The following is a 23,030-nucleotide window of genomic DNA, read 5'->3' on the forward strand; positions in this document are numbered from 1 at the left end:
TGCCCTGCGGCACGAAGGGCGCCCGTGTTCAGGCCGCTTTGGCGGCATCCCCCCCAAAGCGGCCATAAAAGCTATCGCCGCTTGCGGCGAGGTCTTTCAGCAAGGCAGGTGTTTCAAACCGGGCGCCATGGGTTTGGGTCAGCGCCTCGGTCTGCTCTGCGGCCCAAGGCGCACCAACCATGTCGAGCCAGCTGAGCGGGCCGCCGGACCAGGGCGCAAACCCCCAGCCAAGGATCGCGCCGACATCGCCTTCGCGGATATCCATCAGGACGCCATCTTCCAACGCGCGAACGGCCTCTAGTACCTGCGCAAAGAGCAACCTGTGCTGCACCTCCGTCACGTCGGGCTGTGCGTCGGCGGCGGGATATTTGGCCTGCAGTCCGTCCCATAGCAGCCCACGCTTGCCCTTGTCGTCGTAGGTGTAGAAGCCGGAATTGGATTTGCGCCCCAACCGGCCCTCATCGGCCATCCAGAACAGCACCTCATCGACGGCGCCATCGGGATAGGCATCGCCCATGGCGGCACGCGTGGCCTTGGCAATCTTGACGCCCAGATCGATCGAGGTCTCGTCCACCAACTGCAGGGGCCCAAGGGGCATGCCAACCAGCTTGGCCGCGTTTTCGATCAGCGCGGGCTCAACGCCTTCACCGATCATACGGATGCCTTCGTTGATATAAGGGATGATGCAGCGATTAGCGTAGAAGAACCGCGCGTCGTTCACCACAATCGGCGTCTTGCGGATCTGGCGCACATAATCCAGGGCCTTGGCAACAGCGCGGTCGCCGGTTTCCTGGCCCTTGATGATCTCCACCAGCAGCATCTTTTCAACCGGAGAGAAGAAGTGGATGCCGATAAACTGCTCGGCCCGCTTGCTGGCCTTGGCCAGTTCCGTGATCGGCAGGGTGGAGGTGTTGGTGGCAAAGATGCACTCTTCCCCCACAACCTCTTCCACCTTTTGGGTCACCTCGGCCTTGATGGCCGGATCCTCGAACACAGCCTCCACGATCAGGTCACAACCCTTCAGCGCGGCATAATCGGTGGTGGCGGTGATCAGGCCAAGCACCTGTTCTTTCTTCTCCGCCGTGGCCTTGCCGCGCTTGATGCCCTTATCCATGAAATCCGCCGTGTATGCTTTGCCCTTATCGGCCGCGTCCTGGCTTTGGTCCAGCAACACGACCTCGATCCCCGCCTGGGCCGAGACCAGGGTGATGCCAGCACCCATCATGCCAGCGCCTAGAACGCCCACCTTCTTGACCTTCTGGTCAGGCACATCTGTCGGACGAACAGCCCCTTTCTCCAACGCTTCCTTGTTGATGAAGAGCGAGCGGATCATGGCCCCGGAGGACGGGTTCATCAACACATTGGTGAACCAACGCGCCTCGATCTTCAGCGCCGTATCGAAGGGCACTAAGGCACCTTCATAAACCGCGCTCAGCAGGGCCTTGGCGGCGGGATACACCCCTTGGGTCTTGCCATGGACCATGGCAGCGGCGCCGACGAATGTCATGAAGCCCGCCGGATGATAAGGCGCACCGCCGGGCATTTTGTATCCCTTGGCGTCCCATGGTTTGACCAGATCGGCATCCTTGGCCTGCAACACCCATGCCTTGGCCGCAGCCACGGGATCGTCCACGACCTCGTCAATCAGGCCTGCTGATTTCGCCTTGGTCGGGTCCACCAGCTTGCCTTCCAGCAGGAAAGACGAGGCCCCCATCGCGCCCAGCTTGCGTACCAGGCGGGTGGTACCACCAGCACCGGGGAAGATGCCCACCATGATCTCAGGCAGGCCAATCTTGGCCTTGGGATTGTCGGCGCAGAACGTGCGGTGGCAGGAGAGCGGGATTTCCAGCCCGATCCCCAGCGCCGTACCGGGCAGGGCCGCAGCAATCGGCTTCCCGCCTTTCTGAGTCTTGCGGTCCATCCCCGCCAGCTCGATCTTGCGCAGCAGATGGTGGATCCCCATGATCCCGTCAAACAGGCCCTTGGCCGGGTTCTCCCCCGCCATGTCCTTCATCTGCGAGATCACGTTCAGGTCCATACCGCCAGCAAAACTATCCTTGCCACTGGTGATCACCACGCCCTTGACCGCGTCATCGGCCAAAGCCTTGTCGATCATCCCGTCCAGATCGGCAAAGCCCTGCTGGTTCATGACGTTCATGCTTTTGTCGGCCACATTCCATGTGATGACAGCAACGCCGTCGCCATCGACCGCATATGAAAAATCGCTCATTGGCGCATCCTCTCTTGGATTTCGCAGATGGTCATCAGACCTTGCGTTACTTCGGGTTCTTCGTAGGGGAAGGTGGCATTGGATACGGCATTTGTAACCGAAGCCAGCTTCCATCCACCGTAAACATGATGAACGATCATGCGGCTTTCGACAGGGCTCATGACCGGCTGATCGCCATCGTAAAAGGTACAAATATGGTAGCCCACGATCTTGTCCGCCGTAAGAAAGTGCGCCTTCTTTACCTTCCTGTCGATCCGCCCGTCGGCGTAACGGTCTAACATTGTGCGAACCATCTCGAAAAACGGGCGGTTGTCCTCATCCTGCAGAATGATGTGATCCACCGTCTTGATATGGACCGACTGGGGATAACTCGACAAACCGCACCAGGCCTTAAAGTCGTTGGTGTTGTTGGCGGCGCTCAAGGCATCCAGGAAAGCCTGATAGATTGGATCTGCACTTTCCGATGTGACGCGGAAATCAAGTTCGGAATTTTCATAGTCCCCGGATACCGCGCCTTGGACGACACTTTGCCCGATGACCGGCCACCGGTCCGCGGCCAGTTCATGATCGGACTGCACGACGCGCCAGCACGCATCCTCCAATTGTAGAACCATACGGCTACGGTAGGGGCGCACGATCGAGGTTGCGCCGCTCAACACATAGGTCATATGCCAGCCGCTAATGAACCGATCGCTCATGAAACGGGCGGCTTTGCCAAGCCGAATGTAGTTGGTGACCCCCTGATTTCTCAGGCCCTCGCCATATTCCCGCATGCCTTGGACGTAATCTTCCTCCCGCTCGATCACGATATCGGTCTGCCCCATACGGCAGATATGGGGCAGGCGGATATGTTGGCTGATCCCGTCAAAGTTCCCCGACAGGATCGCTTCAGACACAACATCGAGATTGTGCTGGTAGATCTTTAGCGGATCAGGATCTTCACCCATGGCGATAGCGTGTCACACACGTTCAAGGATCGTCGCCGCGCCCATACCCGAGGCCACGCATAAAGTCGCAAGGCCCGTCTCTTTGTCCGACCGCTCCATCTCGTCCAGAAGCGTGCCGATGATCATGGCACCGGTAGCGCCCAGGGGGTGACCCATGGCGATGGCACCGCCATTCACGTTCAGCTTGTCATGGTCGACATTGAACGCCTGCATGAAGCGCAGCACGACGGAACTGAACGCCTCGTTCACCTCAAACAGATCGATATCGCCAATCTCCATCCCGTAATCCTTCAGGATCTTTTCGGTTACGGGCACGGGGCCGGTCAGCATGATGGTGGGATCTGTCCCGATCTTGGCCGTGGCGCGGATCCGGGCGCGGGGCGTGAGGCCGTGGGCCTCCCCAAATTCCTTGGTCCCGATCAGCAGAGCCGCTGCCCCGTCCACGATACCGGAACTGTTGCCCGCATGGTGAACATGATTGATCTTTTCCAGATGCGGGTATTTCATCAAGGCAATCTTGTCGAAACCGGGCATCACCTCGCCCATCGCCTGGAAGGCCGGGTTCAGGCTGCCAAGCGTCTGCATGTTGGTCTCTGGTCGCATATATTCATCATGGGCTAGGATCGGCAGACCGTTCTGGTCCTTGATCTCGATCACCGATTTTGAGAACCGCTTGTCATCCCAGGCTGCCTTGGCGCGTTTCTGGCTCTCCGCGGCGAAGGCGTCGCAATCGTCCCGGCTGAACCCGTATTCCGTCGCGATGATATCAGCCGAAATGCCCTGTGGTACGAAATAGCTGTCCATTGCGACGCTGGGATCTGCGGCCACGGCGGCACCATCACTGCCCATGGCGACGCGGCCCATCATCTCGACTCCGCCTGCGATATAGGCCTGGCCACCGCCGCCCCGCACCTGGTTGGCTGCGATATTGACAGCCTCCATGCCCGACGCACAGAACCGGTTGATCGCAAGGCCCGGGATCTTTTCATCCAGATCAGAGGCCAAAACAGCGGTCCGTGCCAGACATCCGCCCTGCTCCATCACCTGGGTGACATTGCCCCAGATCACATCCTCAACCGCGTGACCCTCCAGGTTATTGCGTTCCTTCAAGGTGTTCAGAACCTGGGCCGACAGCCGCACCGCCGTCACCTCGTGCAAGGAGCCATCCTTGCGACCCTTCCCACGCGGAGATCGAATAGCGTCGTAAATATAAGCGTCGGTCATGGGGTTCTCCTCCAGGATCAAAGGCAACTCGGGCTACAGTCGGGGGTGCAATCGCCGCCCCACGACTTTCCACCGCCACCACAGAACGGTATATCACAGCCGCCGCAATAGCATTGATCATACCAACGTTTTTTACGTTGCGTTCGGTTTGCTTCATCCGCCGGATCGGGGTTGTTCAGGGACATGGCCGCATCCCGGCAGAACTGTAACCGCGCGATGATCAACGACCAGGCACCGCGCAGTCCGTGTTGTTTGATGGCCTGTTTGGCAAACCCCGAACAGCCGGGGCCGCCACGGACCCGCGCATAGGCGCACCGATATCCCTTGTGGGGTGAAAGCCAGGTCTTATAGACCCAGATCCCCCCGAGGGCGGCGCGCGTCATCATCAGCCGCGGTCGGCCGGGCTGCCCGGCATCAAATCATAGGGTGCCTTCCACCCCGGGGTCTCACTGATCCGGGTCAACCACGCATCGATATGGGGCCAGTCGGCACGGTCGAACCCGAAGGGCTCGGGGTAGTACAAATACCCGCAACACGCGATATCGGCGATGGTCAGGTGGTTGCCAACCAGCCAATCGCGCCCGTCCAACGCATCGTTCAGAACGGCATAGGCAGCTTTCAGACGCCCCTGCATGAAGCCAATCACCTCGGCTGGGCGCTTTTCTTCCGGCAGGAAATTCATCAGGAACCGCGTCATCCCCGCTTGGCTGGACAGTTTGTGATTGTCCCACAGGATCCAGCGCAGGACCTCTCGCCGCCCCTCCGCCGTACTGGCGGTCAGCTTGCCCGACTGCTCCACGATGTAGTCCTGAATCGCGCCGGATTGGGTCAGGGTGTAGTCATCCGCAGTATCGACCAGCACGGGCACTTCCCCCATCGCGTTGATCTGACGAAATGCGGGGGTGCGTGCTTCACCCCCGAAAAAATCGACCTTTACCGGCTCCCACGCCAAGCCTGACAATTCCAGTGTCAGCGCCGCCTTGTAGGAATTTCCACTTTCGCCAAAGCAGTAGAGTTTGATCATGGGAGCCTTCGTTTTGTGTTAACGTTTGGTGCGGGGCATCGAGATGCCGCGGAAGTCTGGATAGGCCCGCGCGAACAGTTGGCGCTGCCGGCGGTTGTCCACATTCACCAGATACCAGCGCCGGTTCTCCAACACGGCAACCGTGGTGGACACACGGGTGAACTTTTCACCACCGCTCCGGCGGAAGACGGTCTTGGTCGGCAGCAAGGCATATGGTCGGCCCGCACGGGTCACGCCGTACCGCGCATTGGTCGTCGACAGGGTGAATGAAGATAGGTCAATGATATTGCCGAAGCGCAGCCGGCCATTGATCATCCGGGCGCGGGTGTTCTTGGTCGAGGTGCCGATATCGCGCGCCAGAACCCGCATCAAGGTGGGCGGGAAAAACCCGACCGCCTCGCGAACACGTCCATTGGTGACCGCATTGTCGTACCGCGCAACGGCGTTGGCGATCTGAGCTTTTTGCGCCTCGCTTGGTTGCCGGGCGGCGGCAGGGTCGGCCACAAGGGCGGACGTCACCATCGCCAGCCCCAGCAGGGCCATGCGCCACAGGGCAAAGGGTCGTTTGGTCAAAGAATAAGTCATTTAAGTCCTCGCAATGAAAACGGAGTAATGCCGTTCAGGTGGTCCCCACCACATAAAGTGCGCATATCGGCAGCCATTTTCAGAGCGAAATCAAGCTCCGATATTCCATACCCAATGGCCGCCGCGCATGTCATCGCGACGATGCTTTGCGTGCCCGCGGAATGTTGACGCGCCGAAAATCGGGATAGGCCCGCAGCAAAACGCGCCTTTGCTGGTCATTTTCGACCCGGACAAGGTACCATCGATTGTTGTCGAACACGCCAACCGTGGCGCTGGTGCCCCGCACCCGCCCTACATTGGGCACACGCACCACTGTCGAGGTCGGCAGCAAGGCGTAGGGACGCCCGGCAGAGGTCTCCCCATAGCGCGCATTCTTCAGCGACATGGTGAAAGACACCAAATCAAACTGACCGATGATCAACTCGCTGGCAAAGACCATAGTCTGGCGGAACCGCGTGGGTGACATCTTGGCATCCCCGGCCAGGACCGACACCAACCGCGGCGGCATGAAAGACACCATCGTTTTGGCGTCATTTCGGGTCACCGCCCGATCAAATGTCTTGACCGCAGCCTCAAGCGCCACCTTGTCCTGGGCAGTGGGCTGCCGCGCCAGTGCGGGACTGACAGCAAAAACCGCCACGGCCAAAGCCAAGGCGGCAAATACGTAGTGAATTGTGGAAAACGGCGATCGCACCGCAGAATGAACCATGAACTCTTCCCCTCGGGTTTTACACACAAAAAATATCCGCCCCACAGCCTCAATCGGCTTGGGACGCGCCAAATCGTCGGCGCGTCCCATTTGCGCTTAAAAATTCGCGGCGTCCAGTTCCATCACAGGCTCTGCCCCGCTTTGAATCCGCGACAAATGCATGGATGTCGCGGGCAGCTGACGGGCCATGTAATAGCGCCCGGTCGCGATCTTGGTCTGGTAGAATTCGGTATCCGACGCGCCCGCTTCAAGGGCGGCATAGGACGCCTTGGCCATCTTGGCCCACATCAACCCCAGGCAAACCTGCCCAAACAGATGCATGAAGTCGTAAGAACCCGACAACGCGTTGTTCGGGTTTTTCATGCCGTTCTGCATGAAATACATCCCCGCGGTTTGCAGATCCTTGCTCGCCTGCTTCAACGGATCCAGGAAATGCGCCTTCAACTCGTCATGGCCCTCATTCTCCTTGATGAAGCCTTTGACCATCTCAAAGAATGCCATCACGGTCTTGCCACCGTTTTGCGCCAGCTTGCGGCCCACCAGATCCAGCGACTGAATACCGTTGGTACCCTCATAGATCATGGTGATACGCGCATCCCGCACAAACTGCTCCAGCCCCCATTCCTGGGTAAAGCCGGACCCGCCGAGCGTCTGTTGTGCCAGCACGGTCGTCTCAAAACCCTTGTCGGTCAGGAACCCTTTGATCACCGGCGTCAGGAGAGAGATCATGTCATCCGCCTCCTGATCCTTCATCCGGTGGGCCCGGTCGATCATCTCGGCACCCCAGAACACAAACGCACGGGCGCCCTCAACAAAACTCTTTTGGTGCAGCAGATTGCGCCGCACATCTGGATGCACGATGATCGGGTCGGCTGGCCCATCGGCATTCTTGGTGCCCGTCACATCGCGGCCCTGCAGCCGGTCCTGGGCAAAACCCAGCGCGTTCTGATAGGCGACCACGCCTTGGGCATATCCTTGCAGTCCGACACCCAACCGCGCTTCGTTCATCATGGTGAACATGGCGCGCATGCCCTTGTGCATATCGCCGATCAGATAACCTGTTGCGCCATCATAATTCATCACGCAGGTGGCGTTCCCGTGGATGCCCATCTTCTTCTCCAGCCCGCCGCAGCTTAAGGAATTGCGCTCGCCAAGGCTGCCATCCTCTTTCACCAGGAATTTCGGAACGATGAACAGCGAAATGCCCTTCACGCCGTCCGGTCCGCCTGGGATCTTTGCCAAAACCAGATGAACGATGTTGTCCGTCAGGTCATGCTCACCGGCCGAGATCCAGATCTTCTGGCCGCTGATCTTGTAGGTTCCATCATCTTGCGGTTCGGCCTTGGTCCGGATCAGACCAAGGTCGGTCCCACATTGTGGTTCGGTCAGGTTCATCGTGCCTGACCAGCTGCCCTCGATCATCTTGGGCAGATACATGGCCTTCTGGTCTTCCGACCCGTGCACATGGATGGCCGCAGCCGCCCCGTGGGTCAGACCCTGATACATGTTGAACGCCATGTTGGACGATACAAACAGCTCGCCCACCGCGATGCCCAACAGATAGGGCATACCTTGGCCGCCATATTCTGGGTCTGAATCCAGACCCATCCAGCCGCCTTCACGCATCTTGTCGTAAGCGCCCTTGAACCCGTCGGGCGTGCGAACGACACCATTCTCCAGATGACACCCCTGCTCATCCCCCACAGGGTTCAGCGGCGCCAGAACATCTACAGCCAGCTTGCCCGCCTCTTCCAGAATGGCCGAGGTGAAATCGCGGTCCAACTCGTCATAGCCTGGGATCGTGCTATCGCTGATGTTCAAGACGTCATGCAAAACAAACTGCATGTCCTTGGTGGGCGCCGTGTAATGGGGCATCGTGTCCTCTCCCGGATATCTGGTTACTCTGCGGCTTCCTTGACCTCAAGCGAGGCGAGCATCTGGCGGCCCCACTCAAGCTGACCTTTCAGGTCGTCGATGGCCTCGTCCAACTCGGCCCGCTGGCGTTCCATGTCGCGCAAGCGATCCTGGCCGATCTGGTAGGTTTGGCTCAGCTGTGTGAATTGCTGATCACCGTGATCGTAGAGGTCCAGCAACTGGCGGATCTCTTCCAGACTGAAACCAAAGCGCTTGCCGCGCAAAATCAGTTTCAACCGGGCCCGGTCACGTTTGGTGAACAGACGCTTCGTACCTTGGCGGATCGGGAACAACAGCTCCTTCGCTTCGTAGAACCGAAGCGTCCTTGGGGTCACATCAAAAGCGTCACACATCTCGCGAATGGTCATCGTGGTCTCAGTATTCGTCATCTCTGCATCCTCCGTCATTACGCTGTTACATCTACGACGGTTGGAATGCGCGCTTCACGGGGACCTTACAAGAAAGGTTGACCCTAACGTAAACGTAACGCGGCGTCACAAGGGGGGTGGCGAAATATAAGTACAGTTGATCCGTCAATATTTGCAATTTTCCTCAATGCAAAGCGCTTTGGATGGCTCTTTGAGATGTATGGAATACCCTACCTTTTTGCCTCAGGTTGACGTGAGGATAGCGCAACGGCTGTTTCGTTTCTGAGATTCGTTAGCTCATTAATCGTTTTTTTGAGTTCATCCATCTGACCGCCAAGGGCCTCCAACTGCCGGTCGGCCAGTTCGATCCAAGCTTCCAGTTGCGGTTCGGTGCCCTGGGTCTCATAAATTTCGAGCCATTGGCGGATCTCTTCCAGGCTAAACCCAAACCTGCGCCCCCGCAGGATCAGCGTCATCCGCGCCCGCTCACGGGGGCCGTAGAACCGCGCCCGGCCGTCCTTTTCAGGACTCAGCAGTTCGATATATTCGTAATAGCGCAGTGTGCGGGGCGTGACATCGAACGCGGCGCACATCTCCTTAAAGCTTAGCCTATCGGACATAAGCGGCCTCCTCTCTCCCCTAACGTAAGCGTAAGACCAAGCCCGGGCTTAGGCAATGTCGACCGTCTCATAATTCCGGTTGCGCGGCTCTCTGCGGGTCTCGATAACGGAACAACGCAACCGGGACCAACCTGCCATGCCACCCAACAAGACCGAAATCGCCCGCCAATTCATCGAGGCGATCCCCTATTCCAAAACGCTGGGAATGGTCATGGACGAAGTTGGCGATGGCCGCGCCGTGATCTCGATGCCCTATGACATGCACATGGTCGGCGATCCCCAGACCGGCGTGATCCATGGCGGCGCCGTCTCGGCCCTGATGGATACCTGTGGCGGGGCGGCGGTCATGTGCCATCCGCTATCAGGCGGCGGCACGGCAACCATCGATCTGCGGATCGACTACATGCGCGCGGCCCGGCCAGGTGATCGCATCCGGGCAGAGGCGACCTGTTATCATGTGACCCGCTCCGTGGCCTTCGTCCGTGCCCAAGCCTTTGATGAAGATCCCCATGATCCCGTCGCCGCCGCCACGGGGGCCTTCACCTTTGACCGGGTGGAGGCAGGATCATGAACCGCCCCGCCCCTGAACCCGTCCAGGTCGTCAAGGTCCGCCGGGACGTGGCGCTTGACGCGTTGGTCAGCGGCGTGCCCTGGATCACCTTCATGGGGATCCGGTTTGAGCGTCGGGGAGACGAACTGACCGCGATCCTGCCCTATGCCGAACAGCATATCGGCAACCCCATGCTCCCGGCGCTCCATGGTGGTGCCATCGCTGCCTTTCTGGAGGTCACGGCCGTGATCGAACTCGCCTGGGCCCGCCTCTGGGACGAGATGGAGAGCGGGCGCCTCGACGCCCAGACCATCCGAAACGCTGCTTTGCCCAAAATGCCCAAGACCATCGACTTCACCGTGGATTACCTGCGCTCCGGTCTGCCCCGCGACGCCTATGCCCGCGCCCGCATCAACCGGTCCGGGCGACGATATGCCAGCGTCCATGTCGAAGGCTGGCAAGACAACCGCGATCGCATGTTCGCGCAGGCAACGGGCCATTTCCTGATGCCCGCCGACTGAACCAGCCGCCCCTCTGTCCAATCTTTCAGAACAAACTCGCTGAGGGGGGGTAATACACTCCGATCTCGGCAATCGATTGATCAGCCCAACACGGCTCCCGCCACCTCAATCAAATCCGAATAGGGCGTCGCCCGCCGGATCAACGCGCCATGGCACGGTACGATCATCGACGGCGCACCTGCCTCAAGTTGCGCCTCGATCCAGTTCAGATAAACGGTTCTGTCCTTGACGGCGTAATTCGGAAACGTCCCCAACATCTCTGCCGCATCCACAACACGATGCGGCGCGCTCTTGGGTCCACAAAAGGCATCGCCAAGGATCCAGGCCCAGCCGCTTGAACCCTGCACCACCAGCCAGACCTCCCCGGTTTTCAAGCCCTGCGTCTCGACCAGATCGATGTCGCTTGGCAAGACCGCGCCCAGATCCCCAAGGCCTGCAAAGGTCAGCCCGGTGATCTTCGTCAGTCGGGGTTGCGCAGCCGGACCACAGAGCAACGCGGCCTCGGGGAAAAGCTCCGCATATTCCGCCAGCGCCTTGTTATGGTAGTGGTTGGGGGTCAGCAGGGCCGAAACGGTGCCAAGCTCCGCTAGGCTCCGACGTGCGGCATCTCCCATACCCGCAACCGGATTGTACAATCCCACGGTCCCGTCCCGCAATTGCACCGCCACGCAGCGCAGATTGGCCCGTTCCGCCACAAAGATCCCGTCCCAACCGTCCAATGCGGCAAAGGTCGACAATTCAGCCGCCATCACGTTTCTCCAATGCGTCCAGATATTCCCGCAGGATCGCCACCAGGTCCGCTCCGGCAAACTGCGACCCCGCGGCACGGTTGGCCGCATGAACGCCCATGACCGATGTCACCAACCCGCGCGCCACCTGCGCCAGATCAAGGTCCGCACACAACGCACCCGCACGCTCCGCCGTCTCAAGCGCCATGCGGAAATGTGCCTCTAACTCCGCCCAATAGGCGCGCACGGCCTGTGTCACCGCATCGCTCTGGGTCCGCGCATTCTCAATCCCGGTATTCACGATCAGACAGCCATGGGGGCTCGACGTCATGGATCCCTCCTGGACCAACCCGTCCAGGAAACCGGCAATCGCCTCAATCCCACCGCTCCGCATCGGTGCCATCGCCTCCGCCTTGGCCGCGTCGCCATAGAATGCCATCGCCTCCAGCAGCAGCCCTTCCTTGCCACCGAATTCGGTGCGGATGGCAAACTGGTTCAGCCCCGTCCGTTCCTCCAGAGCTCGCACACCCAAAGCATCGTATCCCGCGGCCCAAAAGGCGCGACAGGCCGCCTCCACCGCCGCCGCCCTGTCATATGATTTCGGTCGTCCCATAGGTTTCCATACGACTGCAAAGAAATAATTTCAATACAGTCGCATAGAAAAACTGACCAGAGCTTGCTGCCAACCCAGCCAAGATCCCCCTCTCCACCGTGATCTCAGCCCTAGTCACATCGCACAGCTTCCCTGAAAAATCCGTCATCACGTCCTCACAACTTCGGAACGCGGTCGAAACCGCCGGTCAAACCGTCCCCAAACTTAGCCCGACCGTGACACTAGATCACGAAAGTCGCTCCTTGATCCTCTCGGCGGTGTAACTCATCTCGGGCCTGACCCCATGACAGCGCTGTCGTACAGTTCCTGGCGGAAGTCCTTCAAGGCATCGCTTTCCCCCACATTGATACAGTGCAGGCCGCACCTCTGGGCCTCGGCCATAAGGTCGACACTGTCACGCAGCGAGCGTTCCAGGAAAGCATCGACCAGCACCCGGTGGTCCGGCCCCAGATCGTCATAGCCGCTGGCACCATGGATCCGCCTGCGCAGTAAAACCGCAGAAGCATGAAGGCAAACCCCCATGACCCCTTCCCCCAAATAGCGCGCAATCATCTCAGGCCGCAGGGCGGACCCCTCCAAGACGAACCGCGCACCGTCGGCCAGACGCGTCTCAATGACCTGCTCCAAACGGGGGCGCATGTTCTGATAGTGGACCTTCAAAAACCATTGGATCGTCTCAGGTGACAGGCTGGCATAGTATTCCGCCACCGGCACACGAACCGTGGGCCACGGGCGACCGGGATGGCGCCCCAACGTATCAGTCGAGATCGCGGCCCATCCAAGTGCCCGTCCCATATCCCGCGCCAGCGTCGTTTTTCCAACATGGGATGTCCCCGTGATCAGAAGTGCAGATGGTTTCTGCGCCATCTTCCGGCCCCTCACGTCCTTGCCAGGCGGTTAACGCCCCGTCCGATGCGTATGTATGGTATATGTATGGAATGTGCATGCGTTCTGCATCGCCTGTGCGCCGGGGTCAGCGGATCAATTGCGGGCGATATCTGATCCGCTTCGGTATCCCCAAATGCCGGTTCAGCCGCCGATTGATCACCCCGAAAATCGCAATGATCATCAGGGTCAGCGCAATGAAGTACACGGCGACAATCGGATAGGGAATGAACGGGTTGAACGTCTTGTCGGCAAAGTAGCTGGCATAATACAGCGCGTCCCCCATCTGCCGCCAAGCCGGAAAGCCCGAGAAGTAGACAAGCGTCGTGGCATGGAACAGGAAAATGGCTTCATTGGTGTAGGCGGGCCACGCCAACCGCAACATCGTGGGCCATGTGATGCGACGAAAGCGGCGCCAGCCGGTCAGACCATAGGCATCCGCGGCCTCGTGATCCCCTCGAGGGATGGATTTCAGCGCACCGTAAAAGATCTCCGCCGCATAGGCCGACGTATTCAGAAACAGCACGATCAACGCCCCGGCCCAGGCCCGGGTCAGCCAGCGTGTGTCCGCCGTCAACTCAACAAAGCCAAGGTTGATCGGAATGCCCGATTTCGGCAGCAACACAAAGGTCTCGTATGCCAGAAAGAACTGAATGAAAAGCGGCGAGCCCCTGAAAACAAACACAAAAATCTCGGCCGGTTTACGCAACCAAATCTGGCTGGAGGCTTTGCCGAGCGCCAGAAGCGTCGCCAGACCAAAGCCCAAACTCAGCGCGATGGCCCCGAAATAGACATTCCAGATCAGGCCCGATCCAATCAGCGTGATCTGCTCGCACAGCGTGATATCCGCCCGCGGCAACAACCGCTCGCCATAGCCCAAGGACCGCAACGCATAGGCCTGAACCGTCTCCCAACAGCTCATGGCGCAAAGGCCTGCCCACGGGACAACCTGCGGGTCAGGCGGGCAATCACGATCTCGGAAAGCTTTGTAAAGGCAAGGTAAAATAATAAGAGCGCCAGAAAGTACCAGATCCGCCAATCGGGATGCGGATAGGCAAAGGCCGAGGTTTTGGCTCCCCCCAATTCCCGCGCCCAATAAACAATATCCTCGATCCCCAACAGAAACAGCAAGGGCGTCGCCTTGATCAGGATCATCCACAAATTGCCAAGGCCCGGCAGCGCATAGATCCACATCTGCGGCACTAGGATCCGGCGAAAGGTCTGGCCCGGGGTCAGCCCATAGGCCTGCGCCGTCTCAAGTTGTCCGCGCGGAACAGCCCGCATCGCACCATAAAGAACATTGGCCGCGAAGGCCCCGAAAACAATGGAGAATGTGAATATCGCAAGGCCAAAATTATACGCCTCATGCCAAAACTGCGGCGCCGATGACAACGGTAACTTGGCCTGGGTACAAACGATGAAATTGGCGCCCTGGCGCACCGGATCTGTCCAGTCCGGGCACATCGCGTGGTGGCGCAACCATTCCAACCCCTGGTCCAACGCAATGACAAAGAACAGGAAAAACGCAATATCCGGCACGCCCCGCACCATGGATGTATAGCCCAATCCCAACCAGCGCAGCGGCGGCACGGGCGAGCGGGACGCCATCGCCCCCACAAAGCCAAACGCCAATGCGACAGGGGCGGTGATCGCCAAAAGCAACAGAACCGTCCCGAAGGAGGCATAAAATGCCATATGCTTGCCCGTCGTCAGATAGCAGACAAGCCAGGTCAGGCCCTCGATCTGGCCAGGATCAGCGCAGGCTGCAAACATCGCAGGGCCAACTCATGACGCACCATCCTTCGCCACCAGGCGCTCCCCTCCCCCAATGGGGGAGGGGCCGGGGGAGGGGGCCAACAGGTCAATGACAGGGCGCAACACCGTGATCAGAAAATCACCGCTTCATCGCCGAACCATTTCTTGATCATCGTGTTCAGGGTACCGTCTTCCTTCATCTCTGTGATGACCGCATTGAACTGCTCAATCAGCGGATCCCCTTCGCGCAGACCCATGCCAACACCACCGCCCAATTGAACGGGCGCCCCCACAACGCTCAGATCAGCATCTTCGTCGGCAATGGGTTTCAGAAAATCACCATCGGCAAAAACCGCATCCGCTTCACCGTTGCGCACGGCCGCGACGGTTTCATCAGGTGTTGCAAATTCCAGCAGCATGGCACCGGTTTCGGCGACATATCCTGCCTGGATCGTATTCACCTGGGCCGCGATGACCCCACCCTCCAGATCCGCATCCTCGCTCAGCGCGACATACAAGGAATTCGCTGGCGGGATATAGTTCTGCGTGAAATCAATGACCTCATCACGCTCATCCGTAATGCTCATACCGGCAATGATCGTGTCATAGTTGCCGGAGGTCAGGTTCGGAATGATCGAATCCCATTCATTGGTCACCCAGGTGCAATTCAGGCTGGCCCGCGCGCACAATTCATCGCCCAGCTCACGCTCGAACCCATCAACCTCACCATTGTCGTTGATGAAGTTATACGGAGGATAGGCGCCCTCGGTCCCCATGCGGACATCCTGCGCAATCGTGATGGTCGCGGTCAGTGCCAGCGCCGCAGCACCCAAAAGGATCGTTTTCATCATATGTCTCCCTGACGTTGATTGGACACGGACTGTATGCGCCCGTTGATGTGGGACGGAACCATGTTTGCCACGGCCCGTCCAGTCATGCCCGCCCTAGCCCACATGGGCCATGTCACCGGTATGGCTGAGAAAGCCACGCAGGCGGTCGGTCTGTGGATTACCAAAGATCGCACTTGGCGGCCCCTCTTCGGCGATCAACCCGTCATGCAGAAACACCACATGGGATGAAACATCCGCAGCCAGACGCATGTCATGGGTGACAATCACCATGGTACGACCTTCGCGGGCCAGATCCTTGATGACGCGCACAACCTCCTGTTCCAGTTCGGGGTCAAGCGCGGAGGTGGGCTCATCAAACAAAAGGGCGACAGGCTCCATCGCCAGGGCCCTGGCGATCGCCGCCCGTTGCTGTTGCCCCCCGGACAGTTGTGATGGATAGGCGTCACATTTGGCCCCGATTCCAACCTTGTCGAGCAGTGTGCGAGCGATCGCCTCGACCTGATCCCGCGGGCGTTTCAAGACGCTCAACGGCGCTTCCATAACATTCTCAAGGATGGTCATGTGGGACCACAGGTTGAACTGCTGAAATACCATCGACAGATTGGTCCGGATCCGAATGACCTGCTTGGCATCACCGGGTCTGCGGTTGGGCCCCGTGCCTTTCCAGCGCACAGGTTTGTTCTGGAAAAGAACCTCCCCATGCTGGCTGTTCTCCAACAGATTGGCACAGCGCAAAAGCGTAGATTTTCCCGATCCGGACGAACCGATCAGCGATACGACCTGCCCCTTTCGCGCAATCAGGTTGACCCCCTTCAGTACCTCTAACGACCCGAACGATTTATGCAAATCGCGGATTTCGATCACGGGCACGGCGGGGTCTGTCATAGGCGGGCCTTTGCGTCGGCAGGTTAACGCGTGCTTAACGCCCGCTTCGCCAACAATTGCAAGAGGAACGCTACGCAATACCACCCGTTTGAACAGCAATGGCCCGTAGCTGCCCAGGGTTGAGGCGAAATATTGGGTGATCGCAACAGGGTCGGTCTCGCACAGAAGACCGACCCAGCAGCAGCATCGGATTATTCAGGTTTCTTTGTCTCTTCGGCGCCTTGATCAGGGCTGCCCGCCATGAAGATGACACCCCCCAACGCCATCGCGGCGTAATGGGAAAATTGCCAAATGAACTCGGGCAGGGTGACACCGACCTCTGCCCAAAGGTCCATGCCCGTCCAACTCAGCACCAGGTCGGCGGCGCCCCAAAGAAAAATCGCACCACCAAGGAATCTCAACATCATCATGTCCTTCGAAATCAATCAGGTTTTATCTAGGGTCCCGCCCATGCCGGGCCGGAGTTTAACTCTCAACCTGTCCGCTTACCCAACGGCATTCCTGCGGCTTTCATGTGGCAATGGTGGGACCGGAATCGCCAGGTAATCTGTGGCAGGGATCATCACCAATCCGGTAAGATGCAAATGCCCGCGATCACCGTCGGAGAGCTTCTCAATGGCGTGGATGATGGCCTGGCGTATCGGATCAGGGTCCCGTCCGGCAGCCATGATATAGGGCAAGCCAGGGACCGGGGGCGTTTGCGCGATGACATTCAAATCGGCAAGCCGCATGTCCCATTGGGTGAGGATGCGCCAGGTCACGGCATCGATGGCGGCGATGTCGGCTTGGCCCGACAGGACTGCCATGGCCGAAGCCGCATGGGAGCCCGTCTCCACCAGATGCGCGGGGTTGATTTGCTGATCCGTCAAAAAGCCGTGCAAGGCCGCCCACCCCGATTGAGACGTCGGTTCATTGAAGGCGGCAGATGGCTGCGTCATCCGCGCGCCCGGCCGCGCGATGATCACCGATCGGTAGTGGCCCGGCGGGCAATCGGGCACGCCATAATCTGGCGTGCCGATCAGGGTGACCTCGCCATGCAAATGCGCGCGATAGGGAAGACCGCAGGTTTGGGACAACAGCAGGTCGGGGTGGCGCCAGGTCTCCCACAGGTCGGAGTTTCGGGTCAGAACCGCAGGACCAGTGCCGAATGCCGCGCGGATCAGGCTCCAGTACCGATCATGGGCGGGCTTTGTTTCGGCCCGCTCATACATCGGCAGATGGGCGATCACGCTTCGCGCGCCTCCACCCGTTGGCGGGCCAGGGCACTGTCACGGTCATTCACGCCCAACAGGTTTGCCGCCAAACGCAAGAGCGTGTTTTCGTCTTGATCACGCACGCCATCCGCCAGGACCACCTCCCACAGCGCCTCGATCACACCGGTACGCTCTTCATAGGGAACGCCATCTTTGATCGCGCGTGTAAACCGGACCGTGTCGGGAGCTTGGGCCTCCAGTTCCTCGGCCTGACTGCGCAGTTTGGTTGCCTCAAACGGGCTGAGGTTGAACCGGCGGGCCGCGATCCGATCAATCCGAGTGACCTCCGCCTCCGCATAGTCGCCATCGGCACGGGCCAGCCGCACAAGCAAAGCCACAAGGGCCAGATGAGCATCGGGATCCGCCAGGGGGGTCGTATCCGGTTCGGTCAGTCGCTTGAGCAGATCAACAAACATGGAACGCATATAATCCGCGTGGCGCCCGGGTCCAAGGGCGCCTTAGCCATCATAGCCTTCGACGATGATCAATGTGCCATCAGCGATGGAGGCGCGGATCTCCTTGGCCACCTGATATTCCGGATCGTTATAGCACGCCAAGGCCGCGGCGTAGCTTGGAAATTCTAAGACCACGGATCGGGAATGGGCCGCGCCTTCGGGGTTTTCCTGCGATCCGCCTCGAACCAGAAACCGGGCGCCATACTTTGCAAAAGGGGCGGCATTGGCGGTTTTGTACCGCTCGTAAGCCGCCGCATCATGCACCACATTATTGGCGATCCAGTATCCTTTGGGCATGGGCCTTCCCCCAATCCGTTTGCCCAATATGGATCACGGTCCGGGACGAAGGGCAACCGGTGCTAGAAACCGGCCTGTTCGATCACAACGATACGCAGGCTGGGGATAGCGTCCCGCATTTGCCGGGTGCGGATGAAGGCGGGGCTGTCCATACAGGTCCGCGCGTCATCCAGGGTCGCGAACTCGACCACGACCACGCGCTCTTCCGGGTCGGGCCCGCGGGGTGGGCCATTGTCGCTCTCGGCCAGGATCGCCCCGTTATGTTCAGAGATGGTATAGGAAAGCTGGCGCAGAATGTCCGCGACAGCCACCTGATCCGTCGCATCCATGGCGACGACCCAATATCCTTTAGGCATTTTACTCACTCGTTAACCAATTACGTCACGAGCTATCGGGGTTTTCGCGACAAGGTTAAAGAGAGTTGGGCAATCTTGGTTAACAACTCTACGGCATTGGCTTAAAATAGCTATTTTCGTTGATAATAGCCGAACAATGCAGGTGAACTGGTAAAATTATCCCCAAATCGGCCACAACGCAAACCGGCAAGTATCAGACCAATCGCGAGTTTTCCTTTGCGGCACGCACGAAATCCGCGAACAGAGGATGCGGCGCAAAGGGCTTGGATTTCAGTTCGGGATGGAACTGAACGCCGATGAACCAGGGGTGATCCTTCACCTCAACGATTTCGGGCAACCGGCCATCCGGGCTCATCCCCGAAAAGACGACGCCTTGCTTCTCAAGCGCGTCGCGGTACCGCAGATCAACCTCATAGCGATGGCGATGACGCTCCTCGATGGCCAGACCACCATAGACCCGTGCCGCGCGACTATCCTTGGTCAAGGCAGCATTATAGGCACCCAGACGCATCGTTCCGCCCAGATCATCGCCTTGCTGTCGCTCAACCCGGTGATTGCCCTGCACCCATTCCTTCAGGTGGTAGACAACCGGGGTGAACCGCTTCTTGCCGGCCTCGTGGTCGAACTCTTCCGACCCGGCATCATCCAGATCCGCCAGATGACGCGCAGCCTCAATCACGGCCAACTGCATGCCCAGGCAAATCCCCATATATGGCACCTGGCGTTCCCGTGCAAATTGTGCAGCGCGGATCATCCCCTCGGTCCCACGCTCGCCAAATCCGCCCGGCACCAGAATGGCATGGAGACCGTCCAAGTGATTGGCCGGATCCTCACGTTCAAAGACCTCTGCATCAATCCATTCGGCCTGAACCTTGACGCGGTTGGCCATGCCGCCATGGGTCAGCGCCTCGACGATCGACTTATAGGCATCTTCCAACTGGGTATATTTGCCGACGATCCCCACCTTCACCGTGCCCTCGGGATTGTGGATCCGGTCCGCCACATCCTCCCATACGGTCAGGTCGGGCTTGGGTGCCGGGCTGATATGGAACGCATCCAGCACTGCCTGATCCAGCCCTTCGCGATGATAGGCAAGCGGCGCTTCGTAGATCGAGGCAAGGTCCTGCGCCGCAATCACGCTTTCGGGGCGCACATTGCAGAACAAGGCCAGCTTTTCCCGTTCTTTGCGAGGGATCGGCCCTTCGGACCGGCAGACCAGAATGTCCGGCGCAATCCCGATAGAGCGGAGTTCCTTGACCGAATGCTGGGTCGGCTTGGTCTTCAACTCGCCGCTGGCCTTGATGAATGGCAGCAAGGTCAAATGCATGAAGATGCATTGCCCGCGCGGTTTGTCCTGGCTGAACTGCCGGATCGCCTCAAAGAAAGGTAACCCCTCGATATCGCCGACGGTACCGCCGATTTCACAAAGCATGAAATCGACCTCGTCTTCGCCGATACGGATGAAATCCTTGATCTCGTTGGTCACATGGGGGATCACTTGGATTGTTTTGCCCAGGTAATCGCCGCGGCGCTCTTTCTCCAGCACGGTCGAATAGATCCGGCCGGAACTGACCGAGTCGGTCTTGCGCGCCGCCACCCCGGTGAAACGTTCGTAATGGCCAAGGTCCAGATCCGTCTCCGCCCCGTCATCGGTGACAAAGACCTCGCCATGCTCAAACGGGCTCATCGTGCCGGGATCGACGTTCAGGTACGGATCCAACTTGCGCAACCGCACCGTGTATCCCCGTGCCTGCAATAGGGCGCCCAAAGCGGCAGATGCCAGGCCTTTGCCCAACGACGACACCACGCCACCCGTGATGAAAACAAACCGTGCCATGCCCTGAAAGCTCCCGCGACCGCCCATAAATGTGGAGTGAAGCGGCCCTGATAACCGCACCATCACGGGATTTAAGTGATAGCCGAGTCGCGTTGAGATGACAACCGGACAACAACAGGATGTTGATGCCCGGCTTCAAAAGGCAACAGGATATGGCCCCGTTGGCGACAGAATGTAGTGCTTAGTCAGCCACTTGCGGCACGAGGGGGGCATTGCCGATATCCGGCGGCAGAAGATCCTCACCTGCGGGGGCATCGGACGTACTGGTGCGAGCCGGGGTATCCGTAATGCGGTCCAGAACGCTGCCGCCATCGCTGTTTGCCGCGGCCAGAACGGTTAAGGTGATCGAGGTCGAGATAAACGCGATGGCCAAACCCCAAGTGACCTTGCCCAATGCTGTTGCAGCGGCGCGGCCCGACATGACGCCGCCACCACCTCCGCCACCGCCCATGCCAAGGCCACCGCCTTCGGAGCGTTGGAGAAGCACGACACCGATCAGGCTCAGGGCCAGGATCAGGTGGATGATAAGAATGACGTTTTCCATCGGACTCTCCGCGCGAAAGATTGGCAGTATCTAAGGGGAAGCGATCAACCCCGCAACCCCTCAGGCATCGACGTCATCCACGTCGGCCTGACCCGACAATTGCCGCCGCACAATCGACCAGCTGAGCCCGATCCCCAAAACAAGCGACAGCGCTATCAACCCCAGCCAAACAGTGGCTGATCGGTTGTCGAGACTCAGAACGCCGAAATCGACCAACACCCACAGCAACGCTGCGATCACTGCGGCCACCAGCACCATACCTAACACACCGATCGAGCGTAATGTCGCCCGCAGATATATGATGTAGCCCACCACCAGCAGTAGCCCGAACAGCACCGTGAGCGGCATCTGCGTTTCCCAATAGGCCTCCGCCCACCGGATGTAATTCCATCGCGTCGGGTTGAATGTCAGGGCGAGCAGCACAAAGGCAAAGGCCCAGCGGATCAGGATCGGCATGCAACATCTCCCTTCAATCTGCCCCGTTCCTGCCGCACCGCCCGACGACTTGTCCAGCAGTTAGCGGTTTCGCCCCGGCCCCTGCCCCGCTATAGGAGGCCGGGTTTGACCAAATCGCAGGAACGGAACATGGCCAACGTTGTCGTTGTCGGCGCCCAATGGGGCGACGAGGGGAAAGGCAAGATTGTCGACTGGCTGAGCGAGCGTGCCGATGTGATTGCACGCTTTCAGGGCGGCCATAATGCGGGCCATACCCTGGTCATCGATGGTGAGGTCTACAAGTTGCACGCCCTGCCCTCCGGCGTGGTGCGCGGCGGCAAGCTCAGCATCATTGGCAATGGCGTCGTGCTCGACCCGTGGCATCTGATCGAAGAGATCAAGACGCTGCGCGCCCAAGGGGTCACGATCACGCCAGATACCCTGATGATCGCGGAGAACACGCCGCTGATCCTGCCCTTTCATGGTGAGCTTGATCGCGCCCGGGAAAGCCAGAACAGCGTCGCCAAGATCGGCACGACCGGTCGCGGGATCGGGCCCTGCTATGAGGACAAGGTCGGCCGCCGCGTGATCCGCGTGGCTGACCTGGCGGATGATGCGACGCTAGAGCTGCGTGTGGACCGCGCCCTGATCCACCATGACGCGCTGCGCCGGGGGCTGGGGCTGGAACCGGTAGATCGCATCGCCGTGCTATCCCGGTTGCGCGCGGTGGCGCCAGAGGTGCTGCAATACGCCGCCCCCGTCTGGAAAGTCATGAATGATAAACGAAAGGCTGGCAAGCGCATCCTGTTCGAAGGGGCGCAGGGGTCTTTGCTGGATATCGACTTTGGAACCTATCCGTTTGTGACCTCGTCCAATGTGATCGCCGGTCAGGCGGCCACGGGCACCGGGATCGGGCCTGGTTCGATCGATTTCGTCCTGGGCATCGTGAAGGCCTACACCACGCGGGTCGGCGAAGGGCCCTTCCCGACCGAGCTGGAGGATGCGGATGGCCAAAGGCTGGGGGAGCGGGGCCACGAATTTGGCACAACCACCGGACGCAAGCGGCGGTGCGGCTGGTTCGATGCCGTGCTGGTACGCCAGACCTGTGCCACCAGCGGCGTCAACGGGATATCGCTGACCAAGCTCGATGTGCTGGACGGGTTCGAGACGTTGAAGATCTGCACAGGCTACATGCTGGACGGGGAGCGGCTGGAATATCTGCCCACCGCCGCTGACCAACAGGCCCGCTGCACACCCCTTTATGAGGAGATGCCGGGCTGGTCCGAAAGCACCGAGGGCGCGCGCAGTTGGGCTGATTTACCCGCCGCGGCCATCAAATATGTCCGCCGGGTTGAGGAGTTGATCCAATGCCCCGTCGCCCTACTGTCAACGTCACCGGAACGGGATGATACGATCCTGGTGACGGATCCGTTCGCAGATTAAG

Annotated in this window: 28 protein-coding genes; 3 read left to right on the forward strand and 25 right to left on the reverse strand. The window is 59.4% G+C overall.

Translation table 11 applies throughout. The annotated features are described in order from the left end of the window. Positions 1-28: 28 nt before the first annotated feature. The 10 genes from IU397_RS19775 to IU397_RS19820 all read right to left on the reverse strand — a co-directional run bounded on the left by IU397_RS19775 (position 29) and on the right by IU397_RS19820 (position 9,621). On the reverse strand, positions 29-2,230 hold the full coding sequence (locus IU397_RS19775; protein WP_204417058.1) for a 3-hydroxyacyl-CoA dehydrogenase NAD-binding domain-containing protein: 2,202 nt from the start codon (positions 2,228-2,230) through the stop codon (positions 29-31). Next, positions 2,227-3,177, reverse strand: coding sequence for a hypothetical protein (locus IU397_RS19780; RefSeq protein WP_204417059.1), 951 nt, complete (start codon positions 3,175-3,177; stop codon positions 2,227-2,229). Before IU397_RS19780 ends, IU397_RS19775 begins: the two co-directional genes overlap by 4 nt. 12 nt (positions 3,178-3,189) lie before the next feature. Next, positions 3,190-4,401 carry an acetyl-CoA C-acetyltransferase gene (locus IU397_RS19785; RefSeq protein ID WP_204417060.1) on the reverse strand — a complete coding sequence of 404 codons (1,212 nt, stop codon included), beginning with the start codon at positions 4,399-4,401 and terminating at the stop codon, positions 3,190-3,192. Positions 4,402-4,418: 17 nt separating this feature from the next. After that, positions 4,419-4,787, reverse strand: a complete 369-nt coding sequence (gene yidD / locus IU397_RS24015) for a membrane protein insertion efficiency factor YidD (RefSeq protein ID WP_204417061.1) — start codon at positions 4,785-4,787, stop codon at positions 4,419-4,421. Further along, complete coding sequence (locus IU397_RS19795; RefSeq protein ID WP_204417063.1) at positions 4,787-5,425, reverse strand: glutathione S-transferase family protein; 639 nt, start codon at positions 5,423-5,425, stop codon at positions 4,787-4,789. Before IU397_RS19795 ends, yidD begins: the two co-directional genes overlap by 1 nt. Positions 5,426-5,443: 18 nt before the next feature. Next, positions 5,444-5,998: a hypothetical protein gene (locus IU397_RS19800; protein ID WP_204417065.1), complete on the reverse strand. Its 555-nt coding sequence runs from the start codon at positions 5,996-5,998 to the stop codon at positions 5,444-5,446. A gap of 142 nt (positions 5,999-6,140) precedes the next feature. After that, positions 6,141-6,719, reverse strand: coding sequence for a hypothetical protein (locus IU397_RS19805; RefSeq protein WP_204417067.1), 579 nt, complete (start codon positions 6,717-6,719; stop codon positions 6,141-6,143). 96 nt (positions 6,720-6,815) lie between these two features. Continuing rightward, positions 6,816-8,594, reverse strand: coding sequence for an acyl-CoA dehydrogenase C-terminal domain-containing protein (locus IU397_RS19810; RefSeq protein ID WP_204417068.1), 1,779 nt, complete (start codon positions 8,592-8,594; stop codon positions 6,816-6,818). Between the two features lie 23 nt (positions 8,595-8,617). Beyond that, entirely contained in the window at positions 8,618-9,022 is a 405-nt protein-coding gene (locus tag IU397_RS19815) for a MerR family DNA-binding transcriptional regulator (RefSeq protein ID WP_204417069.1), read from the reverse strand. A 209-nt stretch (positions 9,023-9,231) separates the two neighbouring features. Next, positions 9,232-9,621, reverse strand: coding sequence for a MerR family DNA-binding transcriptional regulator (locus IU397_RS19820; protein ID WP_204417070.1), 390 nt, complete (start codon positions 9,619-9,621; stop codon positions 9,232-9,234). Between the two features lie 136 nt (positions 9,622-9,757). On the opposite strand from IU397_RS19820, the gene IU397_RS19825 reads away from it, so the two are divergent. Next, complete coding sequence (locus IU397_RS19825) at positions 9,758-10,192, forward strand: PaaI family thioesterase (RefSeq protein ID WP_204417071.1); 435 nt, start codon at positions 9,758-9,760, stop codon at positions 10,190-10,192. After that, positions 10,189-10,692 (forward strand): PaaI family thioesterase, encoded by a 504-nt coding sequence (locus IU397_RS19830; RefSeq protein WP_204417072.1) that lies wholly within the window; start codon positions 10,189-10,191, stop codon positions 10,690-10,692. The genes IU397_RS19825 and IU397_RS19830 overlap by 4 nt, the downstream gene beginning before the upstream one ends. Before the next feature lie 80 nt (positions 10,693-10,772). Here IU397_RS19830 and IU397_RS19835 read toward each other — a convergent pair whose 3' ends face one another. The 15 genes from IU397_RS19835 to IU397_RS19905 form a co-directional block, all read right to left on the reverse strand. Then, positions 10,773-11,441, reverse strand: coding sequence for a hypothetical protein (locus tag IU397_RS19835; protein ID WP_204417073.1), 669 nt, complete (start codon positions 11,439-11,441; stop codon positions 10,773-10,775). Beyond that, positions 11,431-12,033 (reverse strand): TetR/AcrR family transcriptional regulator, encoded by a 603-nt coding sequence (locus IU397_RS19840; RefSeq protein WP_204417075.1) that lies wholly within the window; start codon positions 12,031-12,033, stop codon positions 11,431-11,433. Before IU397_RS19840 ends, IU397_RS19835 begins: the two co-directional genes overlap by 11 nt. 264 nt (positions 12,034-12,297) lie before the next feature. Further along, the gene (locus IU397_RS19845; RefSeq protein WP_204417076.1) at positions 12,298-12,900 is read right to left on the reverse strand and encodes a hypothetical protein; all 603 of its coding nucleotides are present in this window, start codon (positions 12,898-12,900) and stop codon (positions 12,298-12,300) included. A gap of 106 nt (positions 12,901-13,006) precedes the next feature. Continuing rightward, positions 13,007-13,840 (reverse strand): ABC transporter permease, encoded by an 834-nt coding sequence (locus IU397_RS19850; RefSeq protein ID WP_204417077.1) that lies wholly within the window; start codon positions 13,838-13,840, stop codon positions 13,007-13,009. Beyond that, on the reverse strand, positions 13,837-14,691 hold the full coding sequence (locus tag IU397_RS19855; protein WP_204417078.1) for an ABC transporter permease: 855 nt from the start codon (positions 14,689-14,691) through the stop codon (positions 13,837-13,839). Before IU397_RS19855 ends, IU397_RS19850 begins: the two co-directional genes overlap by 4 nt. 113 nt (positions 14,692-14,804) lie before the next feature. Then, on the reverse strand, positions 14,805-15,521 hold the full coding sequence (locus tag IU397_RS19860) for a transporter substrate-binding domain-containing protein (protein WP_204417079.1): 717 nt from the start codon (positions 15,519-15,521) through the stop codon (positions 14,805-14,807). A 96-nt stretch (positions 15,522-15,617) separates the two neighbouring features. Then, entirely contained in the window at positions 15,618-16,409 is a 792-nt protein-coding gene (locus IU397_RS19865) for an ABC transporter ATP-binding protein (protein ID WP_204417080.1), read from the reverse strand. Between the two features lie 191 nt (positions 16,410-16,600). Continuing rightward, positions 16,601-16,813 carry a hypothetical protein gene (locus IU397_RS19870; RefSeq protein ID WP_204417081.1) on the reverse strand — a complete coding sequence of 71 codons (213 nt, stop codon included), beginning with the start codon at positions 16,811-16,813 and terminating at the stop codon, positions 16,601-16,603. 81 nt (positions 16,814-16,894) lie between these two features. After that, complete coding sequence (locus tag IU397_RS19875; protein WP_370541738.1) at positions 16,895-17,638, reverse strand: phosphate/phosphite/phosphonate ABC transporter substrate-binding protein; 744 nt, start codon at positions 17,636-17,638, stop codon at positions 16,895-16,897. After that, entirely contained in the window at positions 17,635-18,078 is a 444-nt protein-coding gene (locus IU397_RS19880; protein WP_204417083.1) for a TerB family tellurite resistance protein, read from the reverse strand. The genes IU397_RS19875 and IU397_RS19880 overlap by 4 nt, the downstream gene beginning before the upstream one ends. 42 nt (positions 18,079-18,120) lie before the next feature. Beyond that, a complete protein-coding gene (locus IU397_RS19885) occupies positions 18,121-18,414 on the reverse strand; it encodes a DUF1330 domain-containing protein (RefSeq protein ID WP_204417085.1) in 294 nt (97 codons plus the stop codon). 62 nt (positions 18,415-18,476) lie between these two features. Further along, positions 18,477-18,770: a DUF1330 domain-containing protein gene (locus tag IU397_RS19890; protein ID WP_204417087.1), complete on the reverse strand. Its 294-nt coding sequence runs from the start codon at positions 18,768-18,770 to the stop codon at positions 18,477-18,479. Positions 18,771-18,963: 193 nt separating this feature from the next. After that, positions 18,964-20,607: a CTP synthase gene (locus IU397_RS19895; protein WP_204417089.1), complete on the reverse strand. Its 1,644-nt coding sequence runs from the start codon at positions 20,605-20,607 to the stop codon at positions 18,964-18,966. A 181-nt stretch (positions 20,608-20,788) separates the two neighbouring features. Next, positions 20,789-21,151 (reverse strand): preprotein translocase subunit SecG, encoded by a 363-nt coding sequence (gene secG, locus IU397_RS19900; protein WP_204417091.1) that lies wholly within the window; start codon positions 21,149-21,151, stop codon positions 20,789-20,791. Between the two features lie 60 nt (positions 21,152-21,211). Beyond that, positions 21,212-21,607 (reverse strand): DUF6524 family protein, encoded by a 396-nt coding sequence (locus IU397_RS19905; protein WP_204417093.1) that lies wholly within the window; start codon positions 21,605-21,607, stop codon positions 21,212-21,214. 129 nt (positions 21,608-21,736) lie between these two features. Between IU397_RS19905 and IU397_RS19910 the strand changes: the two genes are divergently transcribed. Continuing rightward, positions 21,737-23,029 (forward strand): adenylosuccinate synthase, encoded by a 1,293-nt coding sequence (locus IU397_RS19910; protein WP_204417095.1) that lies wholly within the window; start codon positions 21,737-21,739, stop codon positions 23,027-23,029. Position 23,030: the final 1 nt, after the last annotated feature.

The sequence above is a fragment of the Actibacterium sp. 188UL27-1 genome, from assembly GCF_016901225.1.
In the GTDB taxonomy this organism is placed as follows: Bacteria; Pseudomonadota; Alphaproteobacteria; order Rhodobacterales; family Rhodobacteraceae; genus 188UL27-1.

Bases quoted from the DNA above. Each gene is read 5' to 3' on its own strand.
- IU397_RS19775 (WP_204417058.1), bottom strand. From the start codon at position 2,230: ATGAGCGATTTTTCATATGCGGTCGATGGCGACGGCGTTGCTGTCATC.
- IU397_RS19780 (WP_204417059.1), bottom strand. From the start codon at position 3,177: ATGGGTGAAGATCCTGATCCGCTAAAGATCTACCAGCACAATCTCGAT.
- IU397_RS19785 (WP_204417060.1), bottom strand. From the start codon at position 4,401: ATGACCGACGCTTATATTTACGACGCTATTCGATCTCCGCGTGGGAAG.
- yidD (WP_204417061.1), bottom strand. From the start codon at position 4,787: ATGATGACGCGCGCCGCCCTCGGGGGGATCTGGGTCTATAAGACCTGG.
- IU397_RS19795 (WP_204417063.1), bottom strand. From the start codon at position 5,425: ATGATCAAACTCTACTGCTTTGGCGAAAGTGGAAATTCCTACAAGGCG.
- IU397_RS19805 (WP_204417067.1), bottom strand. From the start codon at position 6,719: ATGGTTCATTCTGCGGTGCGATCGCCGTTTTCCACAATTCACTACGTA.
- IU397_RS19810 (WP_204417068.1), bottom strand. From the start codon at position 8,594: ATGCCCCATTACACGGCGCCCACCAAGGACATGCAGTTTGTTTTGCAT.
- IU397_RS19815 (WP_204417069.1), bottom strand. From the start codon at position 9,022: ATGACGAATACTGAGACCACGATGACCATTCGCGAGATGTGTGACGCT.
- IU397_RS19820 (WP_204417070.1), bottom strand. From the start codon at position 9,621: ATGTCCGATAGGCTAAGCTTTAAGGAGATGTGCGCCGCGTTCGATGTC.
- IU397_RS19825 (WP_204417071.1), top strand. From the start codon at position 9,758: ATGCCACCCAACAAGACCGAAATCGCCCGCCAATTCATCGAGGCGATC.
- IU397_RS19830 (WP_204417072.1), top strand. From the start codon at position 10,189: ATGAACCGCCCCGCCCCTGAACCCGTCCAGGTCGTCAAGGTCCGCCGG.
- IU397_RS19835 (WP_204417073.1), bottom strand. From the start codon at position 11,441: ATGGCGGCTGAATTGTCGACCTTTGCCGCATTGGACGGTTGGGACGGG.
- IU397_RS19840 (WP_204417075.1), bottom strand. From the start codon at position 12,033: ATGGGACGACCGAAATCATATGACAGGGCGGCGGCGGTGGAGGCGGCC.
- IU397_RS19845 (WP_204417076.1), bottom strand. From the start codon at position 12,900: ATGGCGCAGAAACCATCTGCACTTCTGATCACGGGGACATCCCATGTT.
- IU397_RS19850 (WP_204417077.1), bottom strand. From the start codon at position 13,840: ATGAGCTGTTGGGAGACGGTTCAGGCCTATGCGTTGCGGTCCTTGGGC.
- IU397_RS19855 (WP_204417078.1), bottom strand. From the start codon at position 14,691: ATGTTTGCAGCCTGCGCTGATCCTGGCCAGATCGAGGGCCTGACCTGG.
- IU397_RS19860 (WP_204417079.1), bottom strand. From the start codon at position 15,521: ATGAAAACGATCCTTTTGGGTGCTGCGGCGCTGGCACTGACCGCGACC.
- IU397_RS19865 (WP_204417080.1), bottom strand. From the start codon at position 16,409: ATGACAGACCCCGCCGTGCCCGTGATCGAAATCCGCGATTTGCATAAA.
- IU397_RS19870 (WP_204417081.1), bottom strand. From the start codon at position 16,813: ATGTTGAGATTCCTTGGTGGTGCGATTTTTCTTTGGGGCGCCGCCGAC.
- IU397_RS19880 (WP_204417083.1), bottom strand. From the start codon at position 18,078: ATGTTTGTTGATCTGCTCAAGCGACTGACCGAACCGGATACGACCCCC.
- IU397_RS19885 (WP_204417085.1), bottom strand. From the start codon at position 18,414: ATGCCCAAAGGATACTGGATCGCCAATAATGTGGTGCATGATGCGGCG.
- IU397_RS19890 (WP_204417087.1), bottom strand. From the start codon at position 18,770: ATGCCTAAAGGATATTGGGTCGTCGCCATGGATGCGACGGATCAGGTG.
- IU397_RS19895 (WP_204417089.1), bottom strand. From the start codon at position 20,607: ATGGCACGGTTTGTTTTCATCACGGGTGGCGTGGTGTCGTCGTTGGGC.
- secG (WP_204417091.1), bottom strand. From the start codon at position 21,151: ATGGAAAACGTCATTCTTATCATCCACCTGATCCTGGCCCTGAGCCTG.
- IU397_RS19905 (WP_204417093.1), bottom strand. From the start codon at position 21,607: ATGCCGATCCTGATCCGCTGGGCCTTTGCCTTTGTGCTGCTCGCCCTG.
- IU397_RS19910 (WP_204417095.1), top strand. From the start codon at position 21,737: ATGGCCAACGTTGTCGTTGTCGGCGCCCAATGGGGCGACGAGGGGAAA.